Origin of the sequence: Pseudomonas sp. 18.1.10 (assembly GCF_024655625.1) — a bacterium.
Taxonomy (GTDB): domain Bacteria; phylum Pseudomonadota; class Gammaproteobacteria; order Pseudomonadales; family Pseudomonadaceae; genus Aquipseudomonas.
Window position 1 is genome coordinate 1 of sequence record NZ_JANLGL010000312.1, and the last position, 4,843, is coordinate 4,843.

The 4,843-nt window shown below is 62.3% G+C and carries 4 protein-coding genes; all 4 read left to right on the forward strand.

Annotation, left to right across the window (positions count from 1 at the left end; translation table 11 throughout):
* Window positions 1-104: 104 nt before the first annotated feature.
* The 4 genes from iolE to NUV89_RS27580 are packed head-to-tail and all read left to right on the forward strand — an operon-like array spanning window position 105 to window position 4,755.
* Window positions 105-998, forward strand: coding sequence for a myo-inosose-2 dehydratase (gene iolE / locus NUV89_RS27565; protein WP_257783799.1), 894 nt, complete (start codon window positions 105-107; stop codon window positions 996-998).
* The gene (iolB, locus tag NUV89_RS27570) at window positions 995-1,783 is read left to right on the forward strand and encodes a 5-deoxy-glucuronate isomerase (protein ID WP_257783800.1); all 789 of its coding nucleotides are present in this window, start codon (window positions 995-997) and stop codon (window positions 1,781-1,783) included. The genes iolE and iolB overlap by 4 nt, the downstream gene beginning before the upstream one ends.
* A 10-nt stretch (window positions 1,784-1,793) precedes the next feature.
* Complete coding sequence (gene iolD / locus NUV89_RS27575) at window positions 1,794-3,725, forward strand: 3D-(3,5/4)-trihydroxycyclohexane-1,2-dione acylhydrolase (decyclizing) (protein ID WP_257783801.1); 1,932 nt, start codon at window positions 1,794-1,796, stop codon at window positions 3,723-3,725.
* Between the two features lie 19 nt (window positions 3,726-3,744).
* Window positions 3,745-4,755: a Gfo/Idh/MocA family protein gene (locus tag NUV89_RS27580; RefSeq protein WP_257783802.1), complete on the forward strand. Its 1,011-nt coding sequence runs from the start codon at window positions 3,745-3,747 to the stop codon at window positions 4,753-4,755.
* Window positions 4,756-4,843: the final 88 nt, after the last annotated feature.

The following is a 4,843-nucleotide window of genomic DNA, read 5'->3' on the forward strand; positions in this document are numbered from 1 at the left end:
GCCAGCAGATGTGTCGCCTGACACGCCGCCTTCGCGAGCAAGCCCGCTCCCACATAAAGCAAATCTCACCCGGCTTAAGCTAGATAAAAACAAAAGGTGCAGCCATGCCCGCAATCCGAATTGGCATCAACCCGATTTCCTGGAGCAACGACGACCTGCCGGCCCTGGGCGGTGAAACGCCCCTGAGCACCGCCCTGAGCGAAGGCAAGGAAATCGGCTACGAAGGTTTTGAACTCAACGGCAAATTCCCCAAGGACGCCAAGGGCGTCGGCGATGTGCTGCGCCCGTACGACCTGGCGCTGGTTTCCGGCTGGTATTCCAGCCGCCTGGCGCGGCGTTCGGTGGCGGAAGAAATCGAGGCCATCGCCGCTCACGTCGAGCTGCTCAAACAAAACGGCGCGACCGTGCTGGTGTACGGCGAAGTGGCCGATTCGATCCAGGGCTCAAGAATCCGCCTGATCGAACGCCCGCGTTTCCACAGCGAACAGGCCTGGCAGGAATATGCCGACAAGCTCACTGAGCTGGCGCGTTTCACCCTGTCCCAGGGCGTGCGCCTGGCGTACCACCACCATATGGGCGCCTACGTCGAATCCCCGGACGACATCGATCAACTCATGACGCGCACCGGTCCGGAAGTCGGCCTGCTGTTCGATTCGGGCCACTGCTACATGGGCGGCGGCGAGCCCCTCGATGTGCTGCGCAAACATATCGGCCGCGTCTGCCACGTGCACTTCAAGGACGTGCGCAAGCCGGTGGTGCAACTGGCACGCAACCAGATGTGGAGCTTCCCGGATTGCATCGTCAACGGCACCTTCACCGTGCCCGGCGATGGCGATATCGAGTTTGGCGAACTGCTCGATGAGCTTCTGGCCGCGAAGTACGAGGGCTGGCTGGTGGTGGAAGCCGAGCAGGACCCGGCCGTGGCGCCCAGCTATATCTATGCAAAAAAGGGCTACGACACCCTGCGCGCGCTGCTCACCGAGAGGACACAAGCATGAGCCTGTTGGTCAAGAGCAACAAACGCGGGCAAACCATGGTCGCCCTCGAAGACGGGCGCCTGGAGTACGTGGGCTTTAAAGCCTACCGCTTGAGCCTGGGGGAAACCCTGCCGGTCAGTGCCGGTGATAAGGAACTGTGCCTGGTGCTGCTCAGCGGCCGGGTGAATATCGAAGGCGAGGGCTTCAACTGGCAGAACCTCGGTGATCGCCAGTCGGTGTTTGAAGACAAATCACCGTTTGCCGCTTACTTGCCACCCGGCACCGTCGCCCAGGTCACTGCCTTGAGCGATGTGCAGATTGCCGTGTGCGCTGCCCCTGGCACCGAAGGCTATGAACCCCGTTTGATCCGCCCGCAAGACTGCAAGCGCAGCGTGCGCGGCAAAGGCGCCAACACCCGCTACGTGTGCGACATCCTGCCGGACACGTCGCCGGCCCATTCCCTGCTGGTGGTGGAAGTGCGCACGCCGTCCGGGCATTCGTCGAGCTACCCGCCGCACAAGCACGACACCGACGATCTGCCGCACCAGAGCTTTCTCGAAGAAACCTATTACCACCAAATCAATCCGCCCCAGGGCTTTGTGTTCCAGCGCGTGTACACCGATGACCGCAGCATCGACCAGGCCATGGCGGTGGAGAACAGCGACCTGGTGGTGGTGCCCAAGGGTTACCACCCGGTCAGCGTGCCGTACGGCTACGAGTCCTATTATTTGAACGTGATGGCCGGCCCCAAGCGTGCCTGGCATTTCCACAACGACCCGCAGCACAGCTGGCTACTGGACCTTTAAGGGGCGCGACATGACCACAACCCGACTGACCATGGCCCAGGCCCTGGTGAAGTTCCTCGACAACCAATACATCGAAGTCGATGGCGTGCAGAGCAAGTTTGTCGCCGGCGTGTTCACCATTTTCGGCCACGGCAACGTGTTGGGCCTGGGCCAGGCGCTGGAACAGGACGCCGGTGACCTGGTGGTGCACCAGGGCCGCAACGAACAGGGCATGGCCCATGCGGCCATCGGTTTTGCCAAGCAGCACCTGCGCCGCAAGATCTATGCGTGCACCGCGTCCGTCGGCCCCGGCGCGGCGAATATGCTCACCGCCGCCGCGACGGCCACCGCCAACCGTATCCCGCTGCTGCTGTTGCCCGGCGATGTGTACGCCAGCCGCCAGCCCGACCCGGTGCTGCAACAGATCGAGCAGTTCCACGACCTGAGCATCAGCACCAACGACGCGTTCCGGTCGGTGAGCAAATACTGGGACCGTATCAACCGTCCCGAGCAGTTGATGACCGCAGCGATTCACGCCATGCGCGTATTGACCGATCCCGCCGAAACCGGCGCGGTGACCCTGGCGTTGCCCCAGGATGTGCAGGCCGAGGCGTGGGATTATCCCGACTATTTCCTGCAAAAACGCGTGCACCGTATCGACCGCCGCCCGGCCACCGCTGCGATGATCGGCGATGCCCTGGCGGCCTTCCGGGGCAAGCGCAAACCCCTGATTATCTGCGGTGGCGGGGTCAAGTACTCCGGCGCGAATGCGGCGCTGCAAGCGTTTGCCGAGCGTTTCGATATCCCTTTCGCGGAAACCCAGGCGGGCAAGAGCGCGGTGGTCTCCAGCCACCCGCTGAACGTCGGCGGGATTGGCGAAACCGGCTGCCTGGCGGCCAACCTGCTGGCGCCGGAGGCCGACCTTATCATCGGTATCGGCACCCGTTATACCGACTTCACCACCTCGTCCAAGTCGCTGTTCAAGCACCCGGAAGTGAAATTTCTCAACCTCAATATCAGCCCTTGCGACGTGTTGAAACTGGACGCCGTGCAAGTGCTGGGCGATGCGCAGCTGGCCCTTGAAGCCTTGGCGGATGCGTTGGCTGACTACCGCAGCGGTTGGGGCGAGCAGGTGCGCGAGGCCAAAGCGCAACTCGACGCTGAAGTGGATCGCGTGCATCAGGTGGAATACGACGGCGATGCTTTTGTACCCGAAGTCGATGACCACCTCGACCGCGGCGTCCTGCGCGAATTCATCGAACTGACCGGCTCGTGCCTGACCCAGAGCCGTGTGCTCGGCGTGCTCAATGCCACCCTGGCCGACGACGCCATCATCGTCGCCGCCGCCGGCAGCCTGCCCGGTGATTTGCAGCGCGCCTGGCGCAGCAAGGGCGTCAACACCTACCACGTCGAGTACGGCTATTCGTGCATGGGCTACGAGATCAACGCCGCGCTGGGGGTGAAACTCGCCGAGCCGAGCAAAGAGGTCTACGCCCTGGTCGGCGATGGCTCCTACATGATGCTGCACTCGGAGCTGGCCACCTCGATCCAGGAGCGGCGCAAGATCAACGTGGTGCTGCTGGACAACATGGCCTTTGGTTGCATCAACAACCTGCAGATCGGCAATGGCATGGACAGCTTCGGCACCGAGTTCCGCTACCGCAACCCCGAGAGCGGCAAGCTCGACGGCGGCCTGGTGCCGGTGGACTTCGCCATGAGCGCGGCGGCCTATGGCTGCAAGACCTACAAGGTCAGCACCGTGGAACAACTCGAAGCGGCGCTGGCGGATGCGCGTACACAAACGGTGTCGACGCTGATTGATATCAAGGTCCTGCCAAAAACCATGATCCACGGCTACCTGTCGTGGTGGCGGGTGGGGGTGGCGCAGGTGTCCACCAGCGCACGCACGAATGCTGCTGCAAAAAAACTCAATGAACAGCTGGCGAAAGCCCGGCAGTACTAATAACAAGAGGAGTTTTTACATGTCGTTGAAGCTTGGAGTCATCGGTACCGGCGCCATCGGCCGTGACCACATCCGTCGTTGCAGCCAGACCCTGCTGAACAGTCAGGTGGTGGCGGTGACCGACATCAACCTGGAGCAAGCGGCCAAAGTGGTGGCGGACTTGAACATCAGCGCCGAGGTGTATGCCGACGGCCACGCGCTGATCCACTCGCCAGAAGTGGAAGCGGTGCTCGTCACCTCCTGGGGCCCGAGCCACGAAGAGTTTGTGCTCGCCGCTATCGCTGCGGGCAAGCCGGTGTTCTGCGAAAAACCCTTGGCGGTCACTGCTGCTGGCTGCCGCAAGATCGTCGACGCCGAAGTCGCCTACGGCAAGCGCCTGGTGCAAGTGGGCTTCATGCGCCCCTATGACGAAGGCTATCGCGCCCTGAAAGCGGTGATCGACAGTGGCCAGATCGGCGAGCCGCTGATGCTGCACTGCGCACACCGCAACCCGACGGTGGGCGAGAACTACAAGACCGACATGGCGATCACCGACACCCTGATCCACGAACTGGATGTGTTGCGCTGGTTGCTCAACGACGACTACGTCTCGGTGCAAGTGGTGTTCCCGCGCAAGACCAGCAAGGCCCTGGCTCACCTGCGCGACCCGCAGATCGTACTGCTGGAAACCGCCAAGGGCACGCGCATCGATGTGGAAGTGTTTGTGAACTGCCAATACGGCTACGACATCCAGTGCGAAGTGGTGGGGGAGACCGGTATCGCCAAGCTGCCGGAGCCATCACAGGTGCAACTGCGCAGCGGCGCCAAGCTGTCCAATGCGATTCTGATGGACTGGAAGGACCGCTTTATCGGTGCGTATGACGTGGAGTTGCAGGCGTTTATCGACAGCGTGCGTGCCGGGCAGGTGGGTGGGCCGTCGGCGTGGGATGGCTTTGCGGCGGCGGTGGCGGCGGATGCGTGTATCGAAGCGCAGAACAGCGAGCAGATTGTGAAGGTCAGCTTGCCGGATCGCCCGCACTTCTACGGCTAACCCCAATTTCACCGGTGGAATGCAGTTCAAAATGTGGGAGCGGGCTTGCTCGCGAATGCGGTACATCAGCTACAGATAGGCTGACTGA

What these genes read in the sequence shown, in the direction of transcription:
- NUV89_RS27580 (WP_257783802.1), top strand. Translation starts at nt 3,745, where the DNA reads ATGTCGTTGAAGCTTGGAGTCATCGGTACCGGCGCCATCGGCCGTGAC.
- iolE (WP_257783799.1), top strand. Translation starts at nt 105, where the DNA reads ATGCCCGCAATCCGAATTGGCATCAACCCGATTTCCTGGAGCAACGAC.
- iolD (WP_257783801.1), top strand. Translation starts at nt 1,794, where the DNA reads ATGACCACAACCCGACTGACCATGGCCCAGGCCCTGGTGAAGTTCCTC.
- iolB (WP_257783800.1), top strand. Translation starts at nt 995, where the DNA reads ATGAGCCTGTTGGTCAAGAGCAACAAACGCGGGCAAACCATGGTCGCC.